Origin of the sequence: uncultured Chloroflexus sp. (genome assembly GCF_937951745.1) — a bacterium.
GTDB lineage: Bacteria > Chloroflexota > Chloroflexia > Chloroflexales > Chloroflexaceae > Chloroflexus.
This window is the reverse complement of sequence record NZ_CALFBQ010000028.1, coordinates 1-26,533: the sequence shown is the minus strand read 5'-3', so window position 1 is coordinate 26,533 and position 26,533 is coordinate 1. Positions and strand designations below refer to the sequence as shown.

The window sequence follows — 26,533 nt, the reverse complement described above, 5'->3', positions numbered from 1 at the left end:
AAAAAGCGAACGTTCGCCTAGAGAGACACACGATCATGCATCTCCTCAGGCGAACGTTCGCACGCCGCTACACCGGTACGATTTCTTCGACCGGGGCCAGCCGCAGGTTGCCGATCGGGCAGGCGGTCACGCAGGCGAGGTCGGTGTAGCCGTGGCAGAGATCGCATTTGTCGGCGCGGTGGGTAGGGCCGGTGGGGGTGAGGGGAATCGTGGGCCGGATGCGCTGTTGTAGCCGGCGAAACAGATCCCAGAGCGGGCCGGTAGTGTGTTTGGCGCGCGGCACCGATTGCACGGCGTCGTAAGGGCAAGCGGTGACGCATTCGCCGCAACCGGTGCAACGGTTGGTGATCCGTAGGGCGCCGGTGTCAACTCGCTCGATCGCGTCTTCGGGGCATGCCTCGACGCATTCCGCGCCAACGCTGCATTGGCGGCAGGTTTCGAGCACGTCGAACCGGTCGATCGGCGTCCCGTTGAGGTGGAGGCGGGTGTGACCATGACGGGTGGCGCAGCCGGTTTCACAGAGATGGCAACCGGGCGGGCAGCGCGTGGGGTCGCGCACAAGGATATGGGTGGCGCGCAGGAGACCGCGATTGACCGCTAACCCAATGTCACGGGCCCGCGCGGTATCGCTGCGCACTGCGGCTGAGTGTTTCAGCCGCCGTTCGGCCATCGCGCGCAGATCGGCTTCTAACGCCGGATACTGTTGGATCAGGCGGTAGAAGTCGGCGCCGGGCAGTTCGAGCAGATCGGTGGTGGTGAGGGTGCGGGCATTGGCCCGGTGCGGCTCGCCAGTGAGCAGCGAGATTTCGCCAAACAGATCGCCCTCGCTCAGACTGGCGATCGTCTGCCCGCTCTGCTCGATCACCAACTGCCCGCTCTCGATCAGGTAGAGCGAGTCGGCAGGTTCGCCTTGCTTGACGACCAACGTGCCGCGCGGCACGTGGCGCGGTTGCAGGCGGGTAGCGATCGCGATCCGTTCAAGCGGCAGCAACTGGCTGAGGACAGGCATACGGGCGAGGGTAGCCTCGACCATGCGCCGGCGATAGACTTGGCGCAGGGCGGTGGCCAAGAGTGGTAATGCCGCTAGTTCATCGCGCAGGGTGGCAATTTCAATTTGCAGCAAATAGCACGAGCTTTGGGTAAGCGCGCTCATGTGACGGAAGAATTTGCCGAACAGCGGCCCTTCGCCAAAACAATCACCTTGCCCTAGCACTCCCATCAAGACTTCCCGCCCGTCTTTATCGCGCAGCCGTAACTGTAATGACCCACGCAGCAAAAAGAACAGGTAGCGATAGCCGCGGCGTTGGCCGATTACGGTGGCGCCGCTGGGAAACACCCGGAAGATGCCGCGTTCGTAAAGTGTGACCAGCTCAGTCGTCGGCACACCGCGCAAGCAATCAAGTGCAGCGAGGGCTGCAATCGCGGCTTGTTGGCGCTGCTGGCGCTGAGCAGCGCGCGCTTGATCGAGTTGGTTGCGGGGGGGGCGCTTCAATGACGACATAGCTGGCTCTGCGGTACAATGACGGGGATAGAGTGATCTGCTTTGCATTGTACCATACACGTTGCCGAGGAGCGGTATAATAGAACGGCGGAAATCGCACCCACATAGGATACTTGCATGCCGTTGCGCAGTCTTACCGTTGATTTGGCTCGCGGCCACGCTCGCCAGTTGTTGCCCGATGAAGTGGAACGTGACTATTTGGGCGGGCGCGGGGCGATCGCTTGGTTGCTCTGGCATCAATTGGAACCGGATACCCCGCCGTTGTCGGCGGAGAATCTGCTGATCTTTGCCGCTGGGCCACTGGCCGGCAGCGTCGGTTTTGCCACCGGCGGTTTTACCGTCGGCACGCGCTCGCCCCTCACCGGCGGGATTGGTTATGGCTGGGCGCCGGGGCATTGGGGCGCTGCACTGCGCCGCAATAACGTCGATGTGTTGATTATCCGCGGTGAAGCGCCTGATTGGTGTTATCTGCTGATCGATGGCGATACCGTGCGTTTGCGTTCAGCGCGCCATTTAGTTGGGCGTGACACGGTGGCGACCGCTGTGACCCTTTCCACTGAATTGGGTGGTAATGTGCGTGTGCTGGCGGTTGGTCCAGCCGGTGAGGCCGGTGTCGCGTATGCCAGCATCGTCGCCGAGGGATTGTATCTGGTCGAACCGGCTGGCACCGGCGCAGTGATGGCCGATAAGAAACTGAAAGCGATTGTGGTGCGCGACCGCGCGCCGTTGCCGGTAGTTGACCTTGCCCGTATGCAGGCGGTTTTGCAGTCGATTCGGCAGCGCGGCGAGCAGCATCCGACCGCTAACGCGATCCGGGCTATCGGCAGCGCTGGTCTGTTGCCGGCAGCAATTAAACTCGGCGCGCTAACCAGTCGCGATGCCCGTGCGCCGGCTGATGGCGTGGCGATTGCTCGCACCTTCAGCGAGATCGCGCGGCGTGGCGGGCGGCTCGAACGTGGTTGCGCCGAGTGTCCATTGCCGTGCTATATCGATCTGCGTACCAAAAGCGGCGAGACCCATCCGTTGCCTAGCCTCGAACTGATCGCCGGCTTTGCCGCTCGTGTGGGCATTACCGACCCCGATGCAATGCTAGCGATTGCCGATCGCTGTTTGCGATTGGGGATTGATCCGGCGGCAGCAGCGGCAGCTATTGTCTTTATGACCGAAGCCCAAGACGAGGGTTTGGTGCGCCAACGCACGCTCAATTGGGGTGACAGCGCAGCGGTGATTGCGGCCCTCGACCGCATCAGCCAGCGTCAAGAGAAGCGGGATATTCTCTCGTTAGGCGTCGGAGAAATGCAAGAGGCGGTTTGGGGAACGGCGGCATTTGCACCGCAGGTGAAAGGCTTGGCAATGCCGGCGCTCGATCCGCGCGCGCTCACCGAGATTGGTTTGGCAATGGCGACCAGTCCAATCGGCGGCGATTATCGCTATGCGATGGCCTTTGAAGAATTGGTGGCCGAACCGCCGGCATGGTTGCCGCCGCCGGCCAGCGGCCCGCGTGAGAGCGAGGGGAAAGCGTTGCGCTTGATTTGGCACGAGCGCTTTGCGGCGGTGCTCGATGCCAGCGGCTTCTGCCGCCGGCTCGGCCTGATGGCCTATCAGATCACCCCCGGTGAGTTGATCGCGCTGATCGGCGCAGTGACCGGGCGCGCCGTTACCGGTGCCGATTTGGTGCGGATTGGCGAGCGGATTGTCACGCTTGACCGGCTCTTTACCCGCCGCTACGCTAGCAATAGCCAAGATACCTTGCCCGATCGTTATCTGCGCGAACCGCTGAGCAGCGGGCCGACCGCTGGCTATACGCCACCGCTCGACTCGTTGCTAGCCGAGTATTATGCGCGCCATGGTTGGGATGTTAGTGGTGACCCCACGCCGGCTCGGTTATCCGAATTGGGTATCAAACAACGCTAGAGCCGTACTATCGTGCGGCTCCAGTTGCTCCGTTTGGCAGAACATTGATGAACGATGCAAGAAGGTCTCTGTACATCGCTTTCGATGGAATGACCCGCTTGGAGAGGTGACGAAACTCCTCTCTTGCCTGTGGATAGAAGAGCGAATGCACGAGGTAGCAAAACCATTCCTTGGGTGGATGCGAAGCCGCACGGTCGTGCGGCTTTCCTTCCAACACCGGATCAATGATCGAATTCATACGTCCCACATACCAGTATGACGAGATTCGTTGTCAAGTTAGGCACTAGCGTACTAACCGCCGGCACTGACCGGCTGCACCGGCCCTATTTCGTCGAGTTGGCCCGCCAGATTGCCCGCCTCAAAGCAGACGGCCACGAAGTAGTGCTCGTCTCGTCGGGCGCGGTTGCCGCTGGTAAGGAACGCCTCGGCGTCGCGCCGCAGCAGCGCAGTAACATCCCGCTCAAACAGGTGTTCGCCGCCGTTGGCCAGAGCCGGTTGATGCATCTCTACGAGCAGATTTTCGAGCTGTACGGGTTGCAGGTTGCACAGGCACTGCTCACCCGCGATGATCTGCGTGACCGTCGCCGTTATCTGAATGCGCGGAATACGCTCACGCTCTGCCTCGCGCAAGGAATTGTGCCGATTATCAACGAGAATGACGCGGTGGCGACCGCCGAGATTCGAGTCGGCGATAACGATAATCTCTCGGCGCTGGTGGCCGGCTTGATCGACGCTGACCTGCTCTTGATCCTGACCGATATTGCCGGTCTCTACAGCGCCGATCCGCGCAGCGATCCTACCGCCGAGCTGCTGCGCGAAGTGCCTGTGATCGATGAGCGGATTTGGGCTATGGCCGGCGGCAGCGGTACGCATCGCGGCACCGGCGGGATGCAGACCAAGATACAGGCCGCCGATCTTGCCACCCGCTCCGGTGTGACGGTGGTCATTGCCGCCGGTCACGAGCCGGATGTGATCGCGCGGGTAGCTAACGGCGAGCGGATCGGCACCTTCTTTCCGGCCGCGACGACCCACCCCGATGCACGCCAACGCTGGATTCTGGCCGAAACGGTGCGCTTCTCACGGATTGTCGTTGATGAAGGCGCAGCGACAGCACTCACTCGCTACGGCAAGAGCCTGCTTGCCGCCGGCATCCGCGAGGTGAGCGGTGAGTTTGATCGTGGTCAGACGGTACGCATCTTTGCCCCTGATGGCCGCGAGATTGCCCGTGGGTTGACTCAGTATCGTGCAAATGATGTGCGCATGATCGCCGGTCTGCGCTCGCACCAGATCGTCTCAGTTTTAGGGTATGATTACGGGCCGGAAGTCGTCCATCGCGACGATATGGTCGTGTTGGCCGGATAACCTCATTGGTAGAGACGTTGCATCGCGACGTCTCTATGAAATGTTTCATAAGGAGCAACTCATGACCTCAATTGACGGGCCGGTGCGGGTGCGGTTTGCCCCTAGCCCGACCGGCAGCTTGCACATCGGTGGTGTGCGCACTGCCTTGTTTAACTGGCTCTGTGCCCGCCACTACGGCGGCCAGTTCATTCTGCGCATCGAAGATACTGATGAAAAGCGATTCGTGCCCGGCGCTGCCGACGATATTAGTATTTCGCTGCGCTGGGTTGGCATCGACTGGGACGAAGGCCCCGATGTGGGTGGCCCGTATGGCCCTTACGTCCAGTCGGAACGGTTTGAGCTAGGCATCTACCGGCCCTTTGTTGAGCAGTTGCTCGAGGCTGGTCTCGCTTATATGTCATTTACCACCGAAGAGGAGCTGGCGCAGATGCGGGCTGCTGCCGAGGCCGCTGGGATTAAGTCGTTTCGCTTCCGTGGCCCCGAACGCGACTGGCCGCTTGCCCAACAGCAGGAAATGGCGGCAAGTGGTAAGCCGTTCACGGTGCGTTTGAAGACGCCGCTCGAGGGTGAAACGCGCTTCCGCGATCTGATCCGCGGTGGTGATGAGATTGTAGTGCAAAATGACCAGTTGCAAGATATTGTGTTGATTAAATCGAGCGGGATGCCGGTCTATCATTTTGCCCATCTGGTTGATGACCATCTCATGAAGATCACCCACGTTATGCGCGGCGAAGAGTGGGTGCCGAGTACGCCGTACCACGTCTTGCTCTACGACTATTTTGGCTGGCAACGCCCGATCTTTGCCCATCTGCCGGCGATCTTACGCCATGATGGCAAGGGTAAATTGTCGAAGCGTAAGGATGATGTCGCGACTCACCGTTTTCGTGAGCGGGGCTATCTGCCGGAAACGATGCTCAATTATCTTGCCTTGCAAGGGTGGAGCTACGACGGTGTCACCGAGATTATGAGCCGTGATGAGTTGATTGAGCGCTTCACGCTTGACCGCATCCAGCCTTCGCCGGCGCGCTGGAACCCGGAAAAGTTGCGCGATATGAACGGCATCTACATCCGCAAACGAACGGCGGTAGAAGTGGCTGAGCTGGTGTTGCCGTTTATGCAGCGAGCTGGGTTGATCGGCGATCCGGCGAGCGATGCTGAGCGCGCCTATTTGTTGCGGCTGATCCCGCTTATCCACGAGCGATTGGAGGAGTTGCAAGAAGCGCCCGACTTGCTCCGCTTCTTCTATCGTGATGTAACGCCGGGCGAGACATATAACCCGGCTGACCTGATCCCCAAGAAGCACGATGCCGCGCAGACCATCGCTATGCTGCGCGCGGCTCACGAGGCGTTGAGCCGGCAAGCAGACTGGACGCCGCCGGCGTTGGAGGTGACGTTGCGCGGGTTGTGCGAGCAGCTTGCCGTGAAACCGGGGCCGCTCTTTGGCGCGATCCGCATCGCCGTTACCGGGCGTAGCGTGGCGCCGCCGTTGTTCGATACACTGGCCGGCGTGGGCCGCGAGCGCTCGTTAGCGCGGATCAAAGCAGCGATTGCTGCATTGGAGCAGATGGCATGAGCGAGCTGCACTGGGAGGCCAGTATCCATCACGACGGTTCGCCCGCCTATCTGCGCTTTAGCGGGCGCTTGGGCGATACCGCCGTGATCCGGCTTCGCCTTGACGCTGATGCACCGGTGAGCGCTGTCTTTCTTCGCACCTGCCCCGATGGTGAACAGCAGCTCACGCCGCTGCGTGCGGTTGGAGTTGACGGGGTATGTCGCTGGTGGCAAGGCGAGTTGCCGATCCGTATGCTGCGTACCAATTATCGTTTCTTGCTGCGCGCTGAGGATGGGACGCGGTGGTATAGTGCTGGCGGTGTAACCCGTCATTATCCGACCGATGCGAACGATTTCGTGGTACTGGCCAACTATCACGCGCCGAATTGGGTGCGTGATACGGTTTTTTACCAAATCTTTCCCGACCGTTTCGCGGATGGCGATCCGAGCAACAATGTACGCGACGGCGAATACCTCTACCACGGGCGGCCGGTGGTGGCGCGAGGCTGGCATGAGCTTCCACAGCGGGTCACTGGCTCTATCGAGTTCTTTGGCGGCGATTTGCAGGGCATTGCCCAACGCCTCGACTATCTGACCGATCTGGGCGTCTCGGCCCTCTACCTGAACCCCATCTTCCGCGCGCCGTCGAACCATAAATACGATGTCGAAGATTACACCAGCATTGATCCGCACCTCGGCGGCGAAGCGGGGTTGGTGCAGCTACGGCAGGCGCTCGACGAGCGTGCAATGCATCTAGTGCTCGATATTGTGCCGAACCACTGCGGTGTTACCCATCCGTGGTTTGTGGCCGCGCAAATCGATCCGCGCGCGCCAACTGCCGAGTTTTTCACCTTCCGCCGTCACCCTGACGACTACGAAAGCTGGTTGGGGGTCAAGACGCTGCCCAAGCTCAATTACCGCAGCGTGCGTCTGCGGGAAGTGATGTACGCCGGCCATGACGCGATCATGCGACGCTGGCTGCGTCCGCCTTACCGTATCGATGGCTGGCGGATCGATGTGGCTAATATGCTCGGTCGACTCGGCCCCGACAATCTTGGCCACAAGATTGGGCGGGGTATGAGGCGAGCGGTTAAGGCCGAACAGCCCAATGCCTATCTGCTTGGTGAACACTTCTTCGATGGCACCCCTCACCTGCAAGGGGAAGAGCTTGACGCCACGATGAATTATCAAGGCTTCACCTTCCCCGTTTGGCGCTGGCTAGGCGGGTTTGAAGTTAACCCGAATCGGCCCGAAGCCGATCCGCGCCCGATCGCCGCCGAGACGGTCGCTGCCCAGTGGACGGCATTCCGGGCGGCGATTCCGTGGCAAGTGGCGACGCAGCAGTTTAACCTGCTCGGTAGTCACGACACCCCGCGGCTGCGCACGATCGTCGGTGACGATCTGGCGCGGGTGCGGGTAGCGATGACGTTACTCTTCTGCTATCCCGGTGTGCCCTGCATCTACTACGGCGACGAGATTGGGCTGGCCGGCGGCGGTGATCCCGATTGCCGGCGCACAATGCCGTGGGATGAAGCGGAGTGGGATCGCGACCTACGTGCCTTTGTGCGGCGGTTGGCGCATCTGCGGCGCACTGCGCCGGCATTGCGCTGGGGCGGTTTCCAGCAGCTCTATGCGCAGGGCGAAACGATCGCTTTCCAGCGTGAAGCGCCGGAAGAGCGACTGATTGTCGTTGCTCGCCGCAGCGACGATGGACTGCGGGCATTGCCGGTGCGCCACGCCGGTCTTGCCGATGGTGTGCGTCTGTGCGAACTCTTCACCGGCGCCGAGACGGTTGTCTGCAATGGGAGATTGGATATTGGCAGGTTGCCAGCAACCGGTGTGCAGGTATGGCGATTATGATGGTGGTAACGGGTCGCATCAATGGAAAGGGCGGGTGTCATACCCGCCCTTTCTGTCATTCCAACCATCCTGTGTCAAAATGATGGCGGCTGATATTGGTGCGGCGGTGATGGCTGGCTGTTCCGATAGGCGAAATACGCTTGGATGTCAGGCTGGTTGTAAAACACCAGACTGAGAATGCCAAAGACCATTGAAATAACATTGCCGGTAACAATGTTAACGATCTGCATAATCGCTAGCGTCCTGTTTGGTTGTACCGGCTGGGGCGGATTGCGGAGCGGTTTGTAGGCATACATACCGGCTACAATCGCCACTGCAATCGAGTAGATACCGAGCGGAATGCCGCAGATTGTGATCATCCAAACAAGGCCGCTCAGTCCACTCAGTACTGCATCAACAATCGCCATGATGCCAATGGCTTGGACAGTGCCGGGCATTGTTGTACCGGTGTACCCCGGCGTCCCTTGATACTGTATCTGGTACGGTTGCTGATACGGTGACTGAGGAGGTTGATATCGACTGTAGTCCTCTGGGCGTTGTGGATCGCTCACGCTGTGCCCTCCTTTCCCCTTGGAAGATGTTTTTCCTACGCGCTGAAGTGCGAAGATGCTATGTTCGAACCTAACATAGCTTTATCTTAGCACAGTGAGAGCCGCGTGACCATCTTGACAAGAAATACCATCAATATTAATATTGATAACGATATTAGAATTTGTTATCATTCAGAGAAAGGTATAGCTTATGCTTCCAGCGTGGTTCACGCACAACCGTCTGTATGATCTCGCGCGCAGTGGTCGGCGTTTAACGTCATGGTGGGGCGTGATCGGGATTGGCGTACTGATAGTTTTTCTCTCGCAAGTGTTTGCGTTTCCGATAGTTCTGGCAAAGCTAGCGTTAGGGGGTATGAGCAGTGCCTCATCCGACCTCCTGCCCCCACTCGTTTCAGGGTTCTGGCTGTCACTCACGCTTGCCGTCTCGTTTGGCGCGATGATTGTGCTGGTGTGGTTGTGGATTCGGTTGTATGAGCGACGCGGTATGGCAACAATCGGTTTCGAGCCACAGCGGGCGCTCTTCTTCTACGGACGAGGCTTGCTCGTGGGGCTAGCTTCATTCTGTGCCGTCGTTGGCTTGCTGGCGCCTTTCGGCTTTGTCGCCGTAGAAGCTGGTGATCCGGCGCAGGTTGGCCTAGCCGCGCTTGGTGGCGTGTTGTTAGTGCTCATCCCCGGCTGGCTGATCCAAGGTGCGGCTGAAGAGGTGCTGACGCGCGGCTGGATGTTGCCCACCCTCGCGGCGCGCTACCGTCCTTGGGTTGGTGTGCTGATCTCGTCACTCTTTTTTGCCGTCATGCATGGGTTGAATCCCAATCTCAGCGTGCTCGCACTACTGAATCTCGGTCTGTATGGTCTCTTCGCTGCACTCTACGCCCTCCGTGAAGAGTCGCTGTGGGGGATTTGTGCCTTCCATTCGGTCTGGAATTGGGCGCAGGGTAATCTCTTTGGTTTCGAAGTGAGCGGGCAAATGGTGAGTGGTGGGATGCTGTTCAATCTCATGGAGACCGGCCCCGATTGGTTTACCGGCGGCCCATTTGGCCCAGAAGGTGGCCTTGTGACAACGATCGTGTTGGTCATGAGTATGGCGATCATTTGGTGGTGGCCGGCTACTAGCCAGAATCCAGCAGGCCAGCCGGTGACCGTTGACCGTTAGCGCAACGGATGATTGTAGCGGGCGGTAGCTTGACTACCGCCCGCTGTCGTTTACGGCAAACTCACCAATAAGACCCCCACCAAAATGCCGGCTACGCCAAGCCATTGGCTCCGCGCCAGCCGCTCGCGTAGCACTAGCCACGCCAGCACAACCGTCACAGCGCTGAAGATCGAGGCGAGTGCCGTGACGACGCTGACGTAGGCGGTAGCAATCCCGGTGTTGAAGCTGAGGAAGGCGATGGTGTCGAGCACGCTGGCCGCGATGATCAGACCACCGCGCGCCGCGGTCAATTGCGGCAGCGCCGGTCGGCTGAAGGCGAGGATCATCGCTGCTGCCAATACCGTCACGACCCGCCCGATCAAGACTGGCCATGCGATGCCGAAGGTCGCTGTGATATCACCGATCAGCCAAAAGAAGAGACCAAAACTGATCGCCACCCCAATCGCTTCCGGCACGCCGCGCAGATTGGTGTGCGCTGTCCCCGGCCCGCGTGACACTACGATCACCCCACCGATCACGAAGCCGGTGCCGGCCAGCGTGATCATGCCCAACGTCTCGCCATCGAGGAGCGCCAACGCTGCCGTCACTGCCGCAAAACTGGCCGAGATCGGCGAGACGATGGCCAGCGTGCCGATTGTGAAAGCGCGGTAGAGCAACAGCGTGCCGGTGACATTGAGCAGATTGACCGCCACCGCTGCCAACCAATCCGGCCCCCATGGCGGCAGCGGATCGCCGCGACCAAGGAGTACTAGACCGATGGCCACGATACCAGCCATCTGGGCGAACAAGAGTGTCCATTGCCAGCCGAGCTGGCGAGTAGCGCGGGTGATCAGGAAATCACCGGTTCCCCATCCTAACGCAGCAATTAGGCCGTAGATAATGCCCATAGTAATGTCTCAAGCTGCCTCTCTGCTGGTCCTCCCCTCCTAACGTCGCGCACAAACCGCACGAGCGTCGAATCCGTTGGCAGCAGCGATGCCAGCGTCATAAGGCGTAAAGCGTGCCCTCTGTCATTGCGAGGGCGTAACCCGTCCGAATCAATCTCCTGCAATGGCGCGAGCGTGCTGCTGCGAGTATTCGCCTCTCTAAACGGCTGGCATCATTGGCACTGCCACAAGCTATCAATCGCCAGTTTCAGCCAGACACAGGCGCCGCGGGCCAAACCATCGCCACTACCGGCGAAACTACTGCCTTCGCCCGCGAAAATAGCCGGCGCGAAAGGCAATCGCGGCCACAACCGCCACAAGGATCAAGACGATAAGGCATTCGACAATGCTAATACTTAACATAAAATCATTGTGGGGATCAGCATATCATTTCGCGCAATGCAAAGAGGTAGTGTCCCCAAGTAGAAGAGATCGCTGCGCGCACACCGTGTGCGCACCATTACAACCTCTCAACATCACGAAATGATATTCAGCGGTAGTTCCGCTTTGTTCCAGTATACCGTATTTAGCCCCGCTGCTGGTCGTGCTACAATAGCGCCGATATGGAGCGACTCATTGCCTTGCATAGCCGGTTACAACTCACCATTACCATCGTGATCGCGGTTGGCGTGCTCTGGGCTTTGGTGATAGCATGGCGCAATCGTGGCGGGATGCAGCCGCTAAGTGGGATATTGCAACTGCTGATCATGGCGCAGGCGGCCATCGGGCTTCCCTTGCTTTGGCAGGCCGATCTTGCCCGGATGGCGTTGCACCTCATCTACGGTGTGGTGGCGGTGGCCCTCATCCCGGCAACCGCGCTGGCGGTGCGTGACCGGCCTGTGCGAGTGGTCGGGTTGTCGTATGCCGGCATCTTGTTGATGCTCTTGATCGTGGTGGCGCGGCTCTACGAGACCGGAGGATGAGCATTGTCCGCACGCTTCGATTTCATCATTGTTGGCAACACCGCTGCTGAAGCGGCGCTTGCTGCGCTCTTAGCCAACGACGGCCACGCGGTGCTGCTTACCGGTGCCGGAGCTTTGCAGCCGGTGGTGCGTTGCGGTAATTGCTGGTACGATACCGTACCGCCGCAGTGGGCCGGTGTGCGTGATGGGCCGTATGCGCAGATCGCGGCGTATCTGGGGGTCTACCTACCGGTTGTGCGGCGTGACCCGGCGTGGCGGCTGTATCTAGCGCAGCGAGTGATTGACGTGCCCAGCGATCTGGGCCAGTGGCGCCGGAGCCGGCGCGCACTCTTTCCTGCTCAAGCTGATGCCGCCGGTCGTTTCTGGCAAGCCCAAGAGACGGCGGCTGCTGCGGCGTTGCGCTTGGCCGAGCGGTTTGATCCACTGGCCCAAATGCAAGTGCTGCGCCAGCAACGGTTGACAGCAGGCGATATGTTGTGCCGCTACGGTATCGTCGATCCGGCGCTGCGCAACGTTGTGGATACGATCCTTGCGGCCAGCGGTCTGCCGGCAAGCGATCATTGTCCGTGGCCGGCTGGTAGTGTGGCGCTCCTTCCCCCTGCTGAAACCGTGGCCGGCGATGCCGGGACGCTCATCCGCCTCTTTACCGATGCCTTGATCCGCGCTGGCGGTGAATGGCGCGCTAAACAGCGGGCAGTGGCTCTGATCACCACGCCTATCCGGGTGGCAGGGGTGCGCTTCGCTAATGGCGAAGAGGTGTTTGCCCGTGCCATTGTCCTTGGCCCAGCGGCATGGCGCTTGGCCGCGCGCACCGGTGCGCGTTCGCCAATCATCGCGACCGGCTACTTTGCTGTTGAACGCTCGCGCCTGCCCGCTGACACACCCCTCTACCAGATTGTGGCCGGTTCTTCGCTACCGGTGACGATTAGTCTCTCCCCGGCTGCTGAAACGGAGACGCACCGGCGTGTGACCGTTGCGATGCGGCTCGCTAGCCCAGAAGTCGCGCAGTTGAGCCGCGCCACTCCGCATGAACGGCGCCAGCTACGGCAGGCGCTCGGCGCGGTCTTGCAAGCCGCCGTTGCAACCGCGCTGCCAAGTTTGGCGAACGAGAAGCTGGATGGGTTGACGACCGCTCTGCTCCCCGATCCAACCATCCCGCCCACCCGCCCGCCGGCAGCGCAAGCTGGTTTGTGGCTGTTGCGACCAGCGTCATGGCTGCCGCCGGGGTACGACAACGGCAGTAGCGTGGTGTCCCTCTACCGGCAGTTGCGCGGGTTGGTATCTTGAAACATAGCCCGCTATAATATCCGGTATCATTGCTGGTGGTTGTCACCATTTATTCCTGCACTGTGAGGAACAGCTTATGGACGATGTAGTCATTGTGAGCGCAGTGCGCACGCCGATTGGCCGCTTTAACAGCGCCTACAGCGGCCTCGGCACCATTGATTTAGGCGCAGCTGCCGTGCGGGCTGCTGTGCAACGGGCCGGGATCGAACCGGCAATGGTCGATGAATGTATCATGGGGTGCGTCGTTACCGCCGGTTTGGGCCAATCACCAGCCCGGCAAGCAGCGCTCCGCGGTGGTTTGCCAGACTCGGTTGGCGGGTTGACGGTCAACAAGGTCTGCGGCAGTGGGCTGAAAGCCGTTATGGTTAGCGCGGCGCTGATCAAGGCCGGCGAAGCCGACGTGCTGGTGGCCGGCGGCATGGAGCATATGAGCAGCGGCCCTTACTTGTTGCCGCAGGCGCGGCACGGCTATCGGCTAGGTCACGGCCAAGTGATCGATGCCACGGTTCACGATGGGTTGTGGTGCGCATTTGAAAACCATCATATGGGCGCTGCCGCCGAATGGATTGCGCGCACGTTTCACGTCACCCGCGAACAGCAAGACGCTTATGCGCTGCAATCGCACCAGCGCGCGATCGCAGCCCAAGACCGCGGTGCCTTTGACGAGGAGATTGTGCCGGTGACAGTGCCGGGACCGAAAGGGCAGACTAACGTGGTGACAGTTGATGAAGGGCCACGGCGCGACACCTCGCTGGCGGCGCTGGCCAAGCTCAAACCGGCGTTTGTCGCTGATGGCACCGTCACTGCTGGTAACGCTCCCGGCATTACCGATGGCGCGGCAGCAGTGGTGTTGATGAGCGCCAGCCGGGCGGCCCAGTTGGGTTTGCAACCGCTAGCCCGGATCGGAGTGGCTGCGCAGGCAGCGGTCAAGCCGCTTGAAGTTTTCACCGCGCCTGCCTTTGCGATCGAACGGTTGATGAAACGCGCCGGGCGCACGCTCGACGATTACGATCTGTTTGAAATTAATGAAGCGTTTGCGGCGCAAGTCATTGCGAATCTCCGTGCTCTTGCCCTCGACGCTGACCGGGTGAATGTCCATGGCGGCGCGATTGCGCTCGGCCATCCGATCGGTGCGAGCGGTACGCGCGTGCTGGTGACGCTGATCTCGGCTCTGCGGCAACGCGGCGGTAAACGCGGCATCGCTGCCCTGTGTCTTGGTGGTGGTGAAGCCGTCGCGCTGGAAGTTGAAGTGCGCTAACCTCAGCCGGAGCGACGTTGCTCGCCAACGTCGCTCCTTCACCAGAGGACTAAATGCCAGCGTTGGGGGATACGAGCGCCGCTAGGGGGGTAGGCGTCTGCAGCGGCATAGTAAAAACAACCCCTCACCTCACGCCGCGCTGTACCGCCAGACGACCAACATCGTCAAATCATCCTCTGGCTGCTGGCGCATCGTATACGCCATCACTGCCCGTTGTATGGCTTCGAGATGACGCGCGCCGTTGAGTGCCGGATCGATCGTTGCCAGCAGCCGTTCCTCGCTAAACAGCGCGCCGTTGGGTGACCGCGCCTCGGTGACACCATCGGTGTAGGCGAAGAGCCGATCGCCTATCTCTAGCTTGGTTGTCTCGGTTGTAAAGCGCGCATTGGTGATCCAGCCGACGGCTGGCCCGGTCGATAACAACATTTCAACCCTACTATCGGCACGGATCAAAATCGGCACTGGGTGGCCGGCATTCACATACTGTACGGTTCCGCTGGCCGGATCAATGATCGCAAAGAAAATGGTCGAGAAGGTGCGACTCGCGTGATGGTGGCGCGCAATATACTCGTTGGTCATCGCTACAGCGCGCAGTGGATCGTCGCCGTTCAGCGCGGCTTGTTCAGCAAACGCGCGCAAAAGCGACCGGGTTAACGCCATAAAGATCGCTGCTCCCACACCTTTATCACAAACATCACCCAGCAGACAAACCAGCCGTTGATCGGGCAAGATAAAGGCGTCATAAAAATCACCGGCTACTTCTCGCGCCGGCACAAACGCTGCTGCGATCTCCCAGCCGTCAATGTGCGGTAGACGTTCCGGCAAGAAATCGGCTTGCATGCGCCGCCCCAGCTCGAGTTCATAGCGGATCGCTATCAGATGCGCTTGCTCTTGGTCGCGCAACCGTTTTCGTTCCAGACAAGCATTCACTTTGGCGTGCAGCAGGGTCGTGTTAATTGGCTTTGTGAGGTAATCTTCGGCGCCGGCATCAATGCACCGCACCACATCGTCGATCTCATCAATCGCCGAAATCACGATGACCGGAATGTGGCGCATCTGTGAGTCGCACTTGAGCTGATCAAGCACGGTAAAGCCATCCATTTCGGGCATCATGAGGTCAAGCAGAATGACATCGAAAGGTTGCTGCTGCGCATATTCCAATCCCTGCCGCCCGTGGATCGCTGTGACGACCGTATGGCCGCGCCGGTCGAGCTGGCGCGCAAGCAAGTATCGATTGTGTTCACTGTCATCAATGACGAGTATCCGGCCGGGAGGTTGGTTTGCCATAGGCGATAGTTACGAAACCGGTTTCAGTATCTTCTAACAATTAAATCATTGGCGATCCGGCTAGGTTCGTTAATGGCGCATCGCAACAGCACAGGCAATACGGCATCTTTAGTGTGCCACTTCGCTGACCTCACTCCATCAGATGCCGGAATGAAGCTTTTGTGGGAAGCGCGATCCTTGGCTTCGCTTAGATTAGATATAGTCTGGATGGGCCAAAGTCTGTTGTCAAGCAGACATCTTGGTCATGACGTGCATAGCCAAGAGACTATCATACCATAGTCCATCGGCGGTTGGCTATGCGCGAACAGTGGCTTGCTGGTAGGCTGCTTCAGCAATTGGGGCGAGGTTCGGCCATGCCAAGCGGTGTGACGCTGCTCTTGCGGCAGCGCGCAAGCGGGTGCGCGCCGTTTCGTCGGCTAACAATTCAAGGGTTGCGGCGGCCAGCGCCTGCGCATCGCCGGGCGGCGTCAGGATGCCGGCGTCAGGCGCGAGGTAGTCGCGGGCCGTGCCGACATCGCTGGCCACAATCGGCAAGCCCGCGGCGAGCAGTTCCACGAGTTTGGCCATGCCGCGCGCGCGGTTGATCAACGTATCGCGAATCGGCGCTAGCGCCACATCGGCGCTGGCAAGCAATTGAGGAATCGCCGCCGGTTCTTGCCAGCCACGGTTATCAATCATCGCTGCCCAACCTTGCGTTGTGGCCAGCGCCAAAAGCTGCTGCTCTTCGCCGCGCTCGCCTTTGCCGATCAGCAAGAGGCGCGCGTCAGGTCGCGCGCGGTGGATCGTCGCTAGCGCGGTTGCTACTTCAGCCAAATCGAGTTCCCAGAAGCGGGTGTAGAGGAGAATGGTGGGGTGAGGTGTAGGCTGCAGCGGTAACGGTTCAGTAGCTGGCGCGCCGTTTGGTAGATAAAAAACGCGCTGCGGGGGCACACCCATGGCCCAGACCAAGGTTTCGAGTGTATGCGAAACGACCGTGACCGCGCCGGCGCGGCGCGGCAGATCGCGCTCTTGCCACGCAAATAACGCCTTGGCCGGTGGCGGATATGGTAGCAAGTCGTTCCATCCACCCGACCCTTCCCAATCGTCGCAATCAACCACGAGCGGCACTCTGCCACGAGCTAGCACTGCTAACCCGCCGAATCCTTTGGGTTTGAAGAGGTGGAGTACATCGGGCTGTAACCGGCGCGCCCTGCTCCAGAGCGCCACAGTATGCCAGAGGGCTGCTGGCGGGCCGCCGAGAGGTGGTGTGGGGGTATGGGTCACCGTTACCCCGCTGTAGTCGCGGGTTGTGCCGCCATCAGCCGGATTATGCACCGGCGGCGCCAAAATCGTAACGGTGTGGCCGCGCCGGTGCAACGCCTGCGCCAATGGCAACATCCGGGCCAGTAGGGTGCCCTTCGGTCTGATGCCGAAGGGCGCGATCATCACAATGCGCATCAGCGGCCAGCTCGGATAATCTCCATCATCTCTTCCACCCGCGTCACCTTTACCCGTGGCCGGCCTTGTGCCGCTCCCTGCGCCATTTCATACTCGTTCAGCCGCTGCCAATCAGCGTAGGTGACAAAATCAACCCCGCGCTCGCGCAACAGATCGGTGATGTCGCCGGCGGGCGGCGTGTTCGGCAGGTTGGGCAAATCAGCCAGCATCTTGTTGACGGTGGCAACCGCGTCGGGTTTGTTGGTTCCGATCACGCCTGACGGGCCGCGCTTGATCCAGCCGACCACGTATTCGCCGAGGATCGGTTCACCGTTTGGCCCATTCAGCACTCGGCCATCGCGATTGGGAATGGTGCCGCTCGCTTCATCAAACGGTACGTCGGGCAACGGCTCGCCGCGATACCCAACCGAGCGCAAGACCATACCACAGCTCAACTCTTCAGTCACACCGGTGCCACGCGGGCGTAAGCTGCCGTCGGCAGCCTGCACCAATCTGTTACGCTCGATCGTGACGCCGGTCACCCGGCCATCAACCCCGTGAATAGCAATAGGGGAAACAAGGAAGCGCATGACGATCCGGCGTGGCGCGCCGGTGGCGCCGCGGGCGGCATATTCGCGCAGCATCTCAACATTCTTCGCCGCCGTTTTATCCTCGGCCATCGCCGCTTCACTCAGCGGATCAAGTTCAAGGTCGGCCGGATCGACAATGATGTCAACTCCCTTCAGCTCACCAAACTCCTTCAATTCTGGATTGGTGAAGGCGGCCTGCACCGGCCCGCGCCGGCCTAACATCACCACTTCGCGTACCTTGCTCTGGCGCAGCGCGGCCAGTGCGTGGTCAGCAATATCGGTTTTCGCCAGCTCATCGGGATCGCTCACCAAAATGCGCGTCACATCCATCGCCACATTCCCGTTGCCCACCACCACGACTCGCTCAACGTTCAAATCAACTTCAAGATCGCGGTAGTCGGGCCGGCCATTATACCAGCCAACGAAAGCGGTTGCCGGCATGCTGCCGAACAAATCCTCGCCGGGAATGCCCATGCGCCGATCTGACTGCGCGCCGACGGCGTAGACGATCTGATCGTAATAGGAGCGCAGGTCAGCGTGGGTTATATCAACCCCAAAAGTGACGTTGCCGAAATAGCGAACGTTGGCGTGGGCGGCTAGCTTGTCGTAAATGCGCGTCACCGCCTTGATCGATTGGTGATCAGGGGCAACTCCCTCGCGCACCAATCCATAAGGGGTGGGGAAGCGGTTGAAGATGTCGATTTGGCAGACCAGATCTTTTTGTTTGAGCAACGCTTCAACAGTGTAAAAACCGGCCGGGCCGGCGCCAATAATCGCGACGCGCAGCGGACGCTGAGCGCTTCCCAGAGGTTCACTCACGGCGCACTCCTTTGTTGTCGTTTTGTTGCCTCTTGTCCGATTGTGATATACCGCACAGATACCCGCAATGTACCATGGCTCTTACGTCATGTCAAACGGTGCTGTACCGCTTGCTTGAACCGGTGTTCGTTTAGTGCTGTTTTCCCCCGTTGTGAGCAGTGATCTCTATGCCGTGCTCTTCTAAAGCGGATCGTTATCGCGTTGTTCGGCAAGCTTTCAGAGCGTAGCATTGGGTTTGCTCAGGCGGATATGCCAATCCTCTCTTCGCACCTTTTGTTGAAGGGTGGACAGAATATTGGTAGAGTACAACTGTTGATCGCTGTGCGATGCCTCAAAGCCCGGCGCTGCATTCCCCTCTCCCGCATCGGTGGGAGAGGGCTGGGGGTGAAGGTGAACCAGCGTAGCTCAATGTCATCAACCATATTTGCCTTCATGGTTCTGTCCGCCCTTGAACTCCCCTTGTGGGAGAGCAAGAAAGAGGGGATGAGGACAACCAAGGCATAAGAATGCGGGAAACATCTATCGCGCTCCTCAAACGCTCCATTATGAGATTTATTCTCCCGCTACCTGCATCATCACCGGTTCATCATCACCATTCACCAACAGCGCCCGTCCCGGCGGTTGCTCACTGGGGCGTTGATCAGGCAGTGGTAGATTAAGGCCGAGCAAGCGTGTGCCGGTGTCGTAACGACCCGGCCAGAGTACGATCCCGTTGCGCGCACCGTCAAGTGCCCGCAGCAGCGGATCATCGGCATAGCTGATCCCAGCGGCAATGAGCAAGTGAAATGGTTCGTTGCCGGTTTGAGCCAATTCGACTAACTGATTGAATAGATTGGGCGTTGCGCTGTAGCTCTGGGTAAAGTGGTCACGCCAGCGTTCGCGACACAGGTGGTAATCGTCAATGATCAAGAGTTGCCGGTTAGTTGCCTCGCGGCGCAATGCGCTAAGTTCATCGTTTAGCATTGCCAGTCCGGCTTCGTCAGCGATGTAGCGCACGGTTGGCGTAAGCGCGCGCAACCGGTTCAGACTGCGGCGCGGCCCGTCGATGATGATCAAGTGTGCTGGCGGTGATGCCGTTAATGCGCTGTGAGCTAGGGTGAGTAGGGCCGTGCTTTTGCCGCTGCGACGCGGCCCGATTACCAGTGCGTGTGGTGTTTCCGAGCTGAGGTGCAGCTCTACCGGCCCCGGCGGCTCTGCCGCCCAACTGCATGGTAGGCGCAGGCCGGCAATGCATTGACTGGCCGCCGGTAAGGCGCTTCTGGCCAAGCGTTCGGGCAGCAACGCCAACGGCGGCGGGCCGCCGGCGATTAGCGGCGTGGTGTGCGCTAACGTAGTCACTTGCGCCCGGATAGCTAGCGCTAGCTCGCGACTGTCACTAGCTTCGACGCCGCCTGCCGGCAGCGCAATCTGCACTTCCAGCAGACCTTCTTCGCTATGCTGCCAGTAGCCGCGCCCGGCTATAGCTGGCGGCAGTTGGGATGGCGGCCGCTGGCCAAAGGCATCGGCGTAGTCGTTGAGATCAGGCATTCGCAGGGCCAGCCGTTGCTCGAACTGCGCCGCTAGCCGGTAGGGGAAGTCGGATGGCCGCTCGGCACTCACGATTAGGCGTAACCCTAGATCGCGCCCATTGCGAGCTAGTCGGACTAATTCGGCTAAGTCGCTCTCGCCATAGGCGTCGCGGAGTTCATCACGCACCACTGCTAGCCGGTCAATGACGAGCAGCACCGGCGGTCCCGGTGGTTGGCCGGCGCTCACGCGCATGCGCCGTTCGCGCAGGAGGTTGTCGAGTTGGCGCAAGAGGGTGATGAGCGCCTCGCGATCGAAGGGTTGCACCATGGCCCCAACGTGCGGGAGATCGGTCAAGGCGCTCAAAAGCCGGCCATCGCCATCGATCAGATAGCACCAGAGCGCATCGGGCGCACATCTCCCGGCAAGGTCGAGGATGATGCGGGCCAAAGTCACGCTCTTGCCACTGGCTGGCCCGCCAAAGATCGCCAGATGACCGGTATTGAGATCGATCACCAACGGGATTTGCCGGCTCTGCTGCGGTATGTCAAGCAAACCGGCCACTGCCTGCAAGCCGCTCACCGCCGTATGGAGAGTCAGATGTGCCGGCAGTGGTGGCTGCCAAATAGGCGGTGGTTGCCAGTTGAGCGCGGCTAGATGAGCGATCCCGGCTGCGCAGAGTCGTTGGGTTATCGCTTCAAGATCACTCTGGCCGTCTGGTTGAGTAGCCAGTCGGGCCACTTGTATGAGCCGCACCTCGCCGCCGCTGCGCACGTATGCCCGTCCGGGCAGTTGTGGCGGCAAAAAGGCGGCGTCAGGACGTTGCAACATTTCGCGGCTGTCTTCGCTGCTGCCTAGCCGCAAAGCGATGAAGTAGCTCAATTGGCTGCGGATCTCGTCGCTGACCACCCGCGCCGGTTGTTGGGTAGCGATCAACAGATATACTCCCAGTGAACGTCCCTGCTTGACAACTCGCACCAGTGCGCTGACAAAATCGGGACAACTGCGGGCCATTTCATCAAATTCGTCGAGCACGATCAACAGGTTCGGCAACGGTTCTAGCGGGTGTTGGCGTGCTAGTGCGCGATAATCGGCGATGTTCTCGATATGGATGCCATACTGTTCGGCGACGGTGCGCAGCATAGTCTTGCGCCGTCGCAATTCGCTGTTGATGGCAGCGATGGCACGTGTTGCCAAGCGATCGTCGAGATCGGTCACTAATCCCGTGGTGTGGGGGATATGCGCAAACGGAGCGAGCGCCGCGCCGCCCTTGAAGTCGATCAACAGCACGTTGAGCCGGTCAGGGCCATGGGTAGCGGCCAACGCGACAATGATGGTTTGCAACAACACACTCTTGCCAGCGCCGGTCGCGCCAGCGATAATGCCATGCGGACCGTGGCATTGTTCGTTCAGATTGAGGAAAAACGGCTTTCCTTCCCCTAAAGCGCCGATTGGCGTCTCGTGCCATGCTAATGGTGGCGGTTGCAACCAGCGCAGCGGAATGCCATCGCCGGTCGGCAGCTCAAGCAGCTCTAGCAAGCGGGCATGGCGTGGCAGATGCTGGCCGGCCCCGATTTCAGTCAGGCGGATGGTTGCCAACCGGTTGGCGAGTTGCTCTATGCTGGCTCGATCGAGCAGGTCGGGCTGGAAGGGAGTGGCTGGCCATGCTTCGCCTGCCCGTGTCCACCTTCCTATTCGTTGGTCAACTTCGACCACTGCTGCGCAGTATTCGGGCACGTTGGCCCAATCATCGGCCAATACTACGACAATCAGACCATACGCGCCGCCATCGCGAAGGAGTTGGCCGAGCGCGGTGTGCGTTGCAACTAGCGCGGCGCTATCAACAATGATCACGACTGGCACCGGGTTGGCCGCTGCTGCTTCGCGCCGCCGGCTCAGTTCGTCTAGCAGGAAAGTTAAAAGGCGGTCGATCGCTGTCGGTTCAATCGCGGCCAAGATCCGCCCGGCCTGCGGTTCGCCCGGTGTCTGGCTGTGAGGCAGGCGCGCCATCCATTGCCAATCGGTCGCCGTATTCTTCTGCGCAATCAGCGCAATGCGCAGTTCAGCCGGCGCGTGCAAGGTGGCCGCTTGCGCCAGCAGCGCATACGCTAGCCCTACCACTGCCGGTCGCGGTCCGGCAATGCCGAGCGAACCGAGCTGGCGCAATGGCAAGCAGATCGGCACCTGATGTAAGCTGGCGTATTCGGCCAGAAGCTGGTCGATCCGGCGGTCAGCCGGTGCTCCCGGCTGAAACGCGGCGCGGCTTGTCGCCGGCAACGTTCCGTTGCCCACACGCAATTCTAGCGCATCATCATCACTCAGCCGGCGTTCCCACAGCCGTGGCTCCGGCGCGCGTGACCGACCATCGGCCCCAGCGATCCGCAATAGTTCTGCTGGATCGGGCGCTAAGTAGCGCCGGGCAGCGCGCTCTTCTTCGTGCAAGCGGCGTAAGCGAGCGCGCGCTGCGGCCAAGCGATCGTTGAAGAGTGTCTGCTGCTCAGCATGGGTATGCGCGTTGCGCCGGGTAGTTTCTCGCTCGTTGAGCAGCGTGATGCCGCTACTGAGCAATCCTAACACCAGCGCCGGCAATGCTGCTAACCATGAACCGTAGCCGATCAGCGCACCGGCGCTGAACAGCAACGCTGCGATTACCGGTAACAATGCCTGTAGCCACATTGTTGCCGCGCGTGGCTGCGGCGGGTTGGGCGGAACGGGTAATTCCACCGTCTCGGCGCGCCAGCGCGGACGCAGGCGGGGTGGACGGTTAAACGAACTAGGGTTGTCCTGCATAGTTGGTTGCTGGCTGAGTAGCTTGCCGTTCGTAGTTAATCCGATCTTGCTCAGCGCGCGCCCGCGCGCTGGCTTGGGCGATAGCATTGGCCGCATGTAAGCATTGTTCGCGCAAGCGAATAGCTTCGACCTGTAGCGCAGCGTGGCGTGCAGCCCACTCGCGCTGGCGCGGCCCCTCCCATCCGGTTAGGAGCGCACTGGCTGTACTCGCTCGTTGCCGGGCCGCCGCATCGATCGCGCTCGCAATGCGCCGCAATGCGCCACTTGCTTCATCGGCGGCGTTCCAATCCCACCAAACATCGCTCCGGCCTGACATAGACAGCTCCTCCTATGCCGATAACGGCGGTTCCTGAAACCAGTCAGGATCGACCGGCGGTAGTTCGGGCAATATCGGTAGAGGCAGCAACTCAAATTCGGTGGGATCAATCGTGAACGGCAACGTTTGTGCCTCAACTGGCAGTCGGCTGTAGTCGAACGTTTCGTAGGCACTATGCGCTACACTCGGTTGATCGAGCTGGTGGTTGTCTAGCTCGAATACCACAGCACGGTAGCGCGCGTCATCGTGCCCGGCACCGACCGATTTCGCGAGCGTATCGTCACTGTCAACGTAATGCCGCACGGTGACTAGCTGACCATTAATCTCTGACGGTGCGTCATCCCATTCGCCGTGCGGGCGCACGGCGCCAAGCGTAACGACGCTGGCTAATTGAACCTGACGCTGAGCCAACGCAGCTTGCACCACTGGATCGTTACTTAACAGAATGCACATCCCGCCCCCCATACTATGTCCCATCAGATGAAGGGTACTGCCTGCCGGCATCTGCTCAATCAGGCGCATGATCCGCTCGCGCACAGTTTGGTAGTAGGCATTGTGATCAAGCCGCTCTTTCCCGCTGGCCGTCTCGATCACCGAAACCAATCCATTTGTTCCGTATGCCATATTGTCGAGATTGAGACCGCTGATTCCAACGACGTATTCATCTTTGCCGACCCGCGCTGCCCGAACTTCTTCGCCGAGGTATGGGCTGATCAAGCTGTGTGGTGTCGCCTGCAACGCTCTCGGTGTGATCCGATACGGACGGTTCGGATCGACCATGCACTCGTTCGGCGGGAAGACAGCGTGTACATCGGCGTAGCCATCTGGTTCAGCTTCCGGCCCGGTAGTTGGTCGTGTGAGCGGTCTCAACATCAGGTTGAAGCGTGTATTGCGGTTGAGCTGTTCGAGCTGGCTCACTAATGCGCGCATTTCCTCCAGTGATAGATATTGAAATGCGTCGATCCAAAAACCGCTTTCTAACAGCTTCGGTACGTCAGCCGGATTCTGGATGATTGCAGGCAAACGTGGGCCGCTAATGAGGCCAAGCATCCCACCTGCTTGGACGCAGATGAGCCAGAGCATAGCCGGATGAAGCGCAAGATCGGCTCTGCTTGTTGCGATCGTGCCGCTCATCACGAGACTTTGCTGTAACAGATGCCAGCTCTGCGCGCGGTTGGGCAAGAGTGGCAGCCATGGCCAAAGCCACCGCATGGTTTGTTGATATGCAGATTGCCACACCAGCCTTGTGCCGCGCTGCACAAGCTCAGTGCAGGCATCGGCTAGCCGTTGCTGCATCGCCGGTGACAACAAGATGGGAGTCGCCTGCCATACAAGCGGCGCGAACCATCCGGCCAATGCGCCGAAGCCGGCGAGAGGGAAACGTACCGGCCAGCCGGGCTGGGGCAATAGGGTGATCGGCATCAGCCACATTTGCAGGTGTTCCAACGCCTGCTCCAGCCATTGCTGGGTGGCGATCAAACGCAGCGCCGTTGGCCATGGCAACCATGGCGCAATCGTCACCAAGCCGGCTTGCGCTAGCCAGCGCCCTTGCTGCACGGCTCCGGTGCGCAAAGCGGGCCAAACGCCGCTGAGCCACGTTGGGTTCCAGCGGCGTACCGTCTGCATTGACCATTGCGTCGCCAGCCGCGCCGCTATCCGCACGCCTAAGCTGGCCGGCGCGATTGGCCGTGCCGGTGCACGCAGTTCCCAGATGAACCGGAAGGCAAGGCGAGCGCCGAGATCAAGCGTAGGCAAACCCGGCCAAAAGGGGCGCCGCCCCGCTAAGCGATTGGCGATGCCGGCGCTCATCATCGCAACCGTGGCCCCAAGGAGCGGCGCAGTTATGCCACCGCGATCAGCGGCTTCGATCCGGTTGGCGGTATCGCCTACCCATACCGCTACCTCGTTGATTGCGCGGCAATGACTAAACAGTGAATCGCTAAGACCGTCCACCCCCGATACCGCATACTCGCGGCACCGGCTGCTGAAACGGCTCAGTACTGTCGCCAGACTGCGCGCTTCGGCTAGCAGTTGTTCCTGTTCGGCAATAATGGCCGTCGCATATTGGCGCAACTGGGCAGGGATCGCAGCGACAGTATTCATGCAGCCTCACAGATCCAAGCGCCAAGCTCACCAATCCGTTGGCGCAGACTATCACCGCCGACCGGCCACAAGGCCAAGCGATCGTCGCGATCTGATGCCGGCACTGCCCACCACCCGCCGTTGCGTCCGGCAATCAGCAATGCGCCGCGCGCTTCCGGTTGGGGTTGTCGCATGTGCCGGATAGCTGCCAACGCATAGCGAGCCGGTTGCGGACCAATCGCTGTTACAAAGCTACGCGCCAGTGTTGTTGGATAGCCTTGCTGCTCTAAAGCCCAAACCGCCATGTGCTCATCGTTGTGTTGCAAAGCATTGAATGCGGTTAGCAGCGTTTCGCCGTTAAGCAGCAACGGCGTTTGGCACTCTGGTTCACGCAGGTTGACCAGCGCCAGTATCCCCAACATCGTGCCGGTAACTTGGTCGACGCCAGTAATCGCCTCGAACCGATGCACATCAGGCGCCGGACTGCTGTGCAGCACAAACCGATTGCCGGCGCGGCTAATATGACCAAGCTGGGTGGGCGGGCCGCTGGCTACAATGAGCAGGCTATCGGCGAGTGCGGCGGTGCGGAGCATGTCAGCCAAGGCGGCATGGGGTGTGGGCGGGCTTTCTGGCGATGGAGGCAGGACTAAGAGATTGCGCGCCACTAAACTGCCGACTGCTGCGCTCAGCGCACCCTCTAACGCTGGCCGTGCCGGCAATGTGCCTTGTCCAAGTGCGAAGGGCCGCGGCAGTTCGAGTAGGCCTAGCAATAAAAGCAACTCGGCATGGCTGATTTGAAAAGCGAGTGACATCTCGGTTTCTCCGTTTCGTTCCATAGCTCCGTGTGATGGGCCGGCGAGAGCAAATCTCGCCGGCCATCTGCTGCTACTGCCCGCCCGCCTGCATAATGTTCTGGTTAATCTGCGCTACCTGCCGGCGCAAATCCTCCAACGCCCCCTGAATAGCCATTAACTTTTGGTGCGTTTCCGCCCAATGAGCGCGGAATTGCGCAGCTAGCCGCCCATCCCAATTGTTCGGATCCGACAAGAGCTGTCCTTCCCGGTTCAGATCGCCAATCTGTTGCAACAATGGCCCCTGCACAATCCGCTGAAACCGCTCAATCGCTTCACGCGCCGTTGCCGTCGAAAGTACCCGATCGCTCATGCCAACCTCCTGTCAATGCCAGTAAAAAAACACCTTGCATGAATGAAACCGCGCGAGATCGCCAAAAGATTCGCGGAAATTTCGTCCAATTTACCGGTGCAAGAAAGCCGGCCTATCTAGCGAAAGATCGCGTCCTGATACGACAAAACGGCGTGGAGCAATCGCGCTTGACAAAATCGGCGGCATTCGCTATACTACTCAGCGTTGCGAGGGCAACGGTCTCACCGAAACGGTAGACCGCACAAGTGAAGGGCGCTCGGTCGCCGCTAGGGTCACA

The 26,533-nt window shown here is 60.1% G+C and carries 20 protein-coding genes; 8 read left to right on the top strand and 12 right to left on the bottom strand.

Going from position 1 to position 26,533, the window contains the following annotated elements:
* Positions 1–67 precede the first annotated feature (67 nt).
* Positions 68–1,501 carry a cyclic nucleotide-binding domain-containing protein gene (locus Q1A59_RS07615; protein WP_298403835.1) on the bottom strand — a complete coding sequence of 478 codons (1,434 nt, stop codon included), beginning with the start codon at positions 1,499–1,501 and terminating at the stop codon, positions 68–70.
* A 117-nt stretch (positions 1,502–1,618) separates the two neighbouring features.
* On the opposite strand from Q1A59_RS07615, the gene Q1A59_RS07610 reads away from it, so the two are divergent.
* Positions 1,619–3,415, top strand: coding sequence for an aldehyde ferredoxin oxidoreductase C-terminal domain-containing protein (locus Q1A59_RS07610; protein ID WP_298403832.1), 1,797 nt, complete (start codon positions 1,619–1,621; stop codon positions 3,413–3,415).
* A gap of 7 nt (positions 3,416–3,422) precedes the next feature.
* Here Q1A59_RS07610 and Q1A59_RS07605 read toward each other — a convergent pair whose 3' ends face one another.
* Positions 3,423–3,653, bottom strand: a complete 231-nt coding sequence (locus Q1A59_RS07605) for a hypothetical protein (RefSeq protein ID WP_298403829.1) — start codon at positions 3,651–3,653, stop codon at positions 3,423–3,425.
* A 17-nt stretch (positions 3,654–3,670) separates the two neighbouring features.
* Here Q1A59_RS07605 and proB point away from each other — a divergent pair, with 17 nt between their 5' ends.
* From proB to malZ, 3 genes are all read left to right on the top strand, one after another.
* The gene (gene proB / locus Q1A59_RS07600; protein WP_298403824.1) at positions 3,671–4,777 is read left to right on the top strand and encodes a glutamate 5-kinase; all 1,107 of its coding nucleotides are present in this window, start codon (positions 3,671–3,673) and stop codon (positions 4,775–4,777) included.
* A 61-nt stretch (positions 4,778–4,838) separates the two neighbouring features.
* Positions 4,839–6,350 (top strand): glutamate--tRNA ligase, encoded by a 1,512-nt coding sequence (gene gltX, locus Q1A59_RS07595; protein ID WP_299644693.1) that lies wholly within the window; start codon positions 4,839–4,841, stop codon positions 6,348–6,350.
* Positions 6,347–8,188, top strand: a complete 1,842-nt coding sequence (gene malZ / locus Q1A59_RS07590) for a maltodextrin glucosidase (protein ID WP_299644690.1) — start codon at positions 6,347–6,349, stop codon at positions 8,186–8,188. Before gltX ends, malZ begins: the two co-directional genes overlap by 4 nt.
* Positions 8,189–8,262: 74 nt before the next feature.
* On the opposite strand, the gene Q1A59_RS07585 is transcribed toward malZ, so the two are convergent.
* Entirely contained in the window at positions 8,263–8,739 is a 477-nt protein-coding gene (locus Q1A59_RS07585; RefSeq protein ID WP_299644687.1) for a hypothetical protein, read from the bottom strand.
* Between the two features lie 190 nt (positions 8,740–8,929).
* Here Q1A59_RS07585 and Q1A59_RS07580 point away from each other — a divergent pair, with 190 nt between their 5' ends.
* Positions 8,930–9,892, top strand: a complete 963-nt coding sequence (locus Q1A59_RS07580; RefSeq protein ID WP_298403813.1) for a CPBP family intramembrane glutamic endopeptidase — start codon at positions 8,930–8,932, stop codon at positions 9,890–9,892.
* Positions 9,893–9,942: 50 nt separating this feature from the next.
* Here the strand turns inward: Q1A59_RS07580 and Q1A59_RS07575 are convergent, their stop codons facing one another.
* Positions 9,943–10,779: a DMT family transporter gene (locus Q1A59_RS07575; protein ID WP_298403810.1), complete on the bottom strand. Its 837-nt coding sequence runs from the start codon at positions 10,777–10,779 to the stop codon at positions 9,943–9,945.
* Positions 10,780–11,381: 602 nt separating this feature from the next.
* Between Q1A59_RS07575 and Q1A59_RS07570 the strand changes: the two genes are divergently transcribed.
* The 3 genes from Q1A59_RS07570 to Q1A59_RS07560 all read left to right on the top strand — a co-directional run bounded on the left by Q1A59_RS07570 (position 11,382) and on the right by Q1A59_RS07560 (position 14,286).
* A complete protein-coding gene (locus tag Q1A59_RS07570) occupies positions 11,382–11,741 on the top strand; it encodes a hypothetical protein (RefSeq protein WP_298403807.1) in 360 nt (119 codons plus the stop codon).
* A 3-nt stretch (positions 11,742–11,744) separates the two neighbouring features.
* A complete protein-coding gene (locus tag Q1A59_RS07565; protein ID WP_298403804.1) occupies positions 11,745–13,028 on the top strand; it encodes a hypothetical protein in 1,284 nt (427 codons plus the stop codon).
* Positions 13,029–13,104: 76 nt separating this feature from the next.
* Positions 13,105–14,286: an acetyl-CoA C-acetyltransferase gene (locus Q1A59_RS07560; protein WP_298403801.1), complete on the top strand. Its 1,182-nt coding sequence runs from the start codon at positions 13,105–13,107 to the stop codon at positions 14,284–14,286.
* Between the two features lie 129 nt (positions 14,287–14,415).
* Here Q1A59_RS07560 and Q1A59_RS07555 read toward each other — a convergent pair whose 3' ends face one another.
* The 8 genes from Q1A59_RS07555 to Q1A59_RS07520 form a co-directional block, all read right to left on the bottom strand.
* The gene (locus Q1A59_RS07555) at positions 14,416–15,573 is read right to left on the bottom strand and encodes a PP2C family protein-serine/threonine phosphatase (RefSeq protein ID WP_298403798.1); all 1,158 of its coding nucleotides are present in this window, start codon (positions 15,571–15,573) and stop codon (positions 14,416–14,418) included.
* Between the two features lie 294 nt (positions 15,574–15,867).
* Entirely contained in the window at positions 15,868–17,010 is a 1,143-nt protein-coding gene (locus Q1A59_RS07550; protein WP_298403796.1) for a glycosyltransferase family 4 protein, read from the bottom strand.
* The gene (locus Q1A59_RS07545; protein WP_298403793.1) at positions 17,010–18,398 is read right to left on the bottom strand and encodes an FAD-dependent oxidoreductase; all 1,389 of its coding nucleotides are present in this window, start codon (positions 18,396–18,398) and stop codon (positions 17,010–17,012) included. The genes Q1A59_RS07550 and Q1A59_RS07545 overlap by 1 nt, the downstream gene beginning before the upstream one ends.
* Before the next feature lie 552 nt (positions 18,399–18,950).
* A complete protein-coding gene (locus tag Q1A59_RS07540) occupies positions 18,951–22,694 on the bottom strand; it encodes an FtsK/SpoIIIE domain-containing protein (protein WP_299644682.1) in 3,744 nt (1,247 codons plus the stop codon).
* A complete protein-coding gene (locus Q1A59_RS07535) occupies positions 22,678–23,010 on the bottom strand; it encodes a hypothetical protein (RefSeq protein ID WP_298403786.1) in 333 nt (110 codons plus the stop codon). The genes Q1A59_RS07540 and Q1A59_RS07535 overlap by 17 nt, the downstream gene beginning before the upstream one ends.
* Positions 23,011–23,022: 12 nt before the next feature.
* Entirely contained in the window at positions 23,023–25,113 is a 2,091-nt protein-coding gene (locus Q1A59_RS07530; RefSeq protein WP_298403783.1) for a hypothetical protein, read from the bottom strand.
* Positions 25,110–25,928 (bottom strand): hypothetical protein, encoded by an 819-nt coding sequence (locus Q1A59_RS07525; protein WP_298403780.1) that lies wholly within the window; start codon positions 25,926–25,928, stop codon positions 25,110–25,112. The genes Q1A59_RS07530 and Q1A59_RS07525 overlap by 4 nt, the downstream gene beginning before the upstream one ends.
* Before the next feature lie 49 nt (positions 25,929–25,977).
* A complete protein-coding gene (locus tag Q1A59_RS07520) occupies positions 25,978–26,256 on the bottom strand; it encodes a pyrophosphorylase (RefSeq protein WP_298403777.1) in 279 nt (92 codons plus the stop codon).
* Positions 26,257–26,533 lie beyond the last annotated feature (277 nt).